The sequence below is a fragment of the Paraburkholderia sp. SIMBA_030 genome (genome assembly GCF_046535245.1).
Lineage (GTDB): Bacteria > Pseudomonadota > Gammaproteobacteria > Burkholderiales > Burkholderiaceae > Paraburkholderia.
The window spans coordinates 1-267 of record NZ_JAWRXB010000679.1 but is presented as its reverse complement, the minus strand read 5'-3'; the positions used below and the strand labels follow the sequence as shown (position 1 = coordinate 267).

At 61.4% G+C, this 267-nt stretch carries 1 protein-coding gene; it reads left to right on the top strand.

Annotated elements, in window-relative coordinates; all coding sequences use genetic code 11:
* A partial coding sequence (locus tag SB772_RS41675; protein WP_410838729.1) for a glutathione S-transferase family protein occupies window positions 1–267 on the top strand: 267 nt, incomplete at both ends.

The following is a 267-nucleotide window of genomic DNA, read 5'->3' as shown; positions in this document are numbered from 1 at the left end:
CGATATCTTCAAGGGCGAGCAGCACGCGCCGGCATTTCTGAAGATCAATCCCAATGCCAAGGTTCCCGCTCTCGTCGACGACGGGGTCACGGTCTTCGATTCGCATGCCATCCTGCTGTATCTCGCGGAAAAGCATGGCCGCTTCATTCCGGCCGGGATCGGCGGCAAGGCAGCGATGCTGTCGTGGCTGCAGCTGGTGGCGACCGGACTCTCGCGATCCACTTCCTGCACTACGCGCCGGAAGATCTGCCCTATGCGAAGAACCGC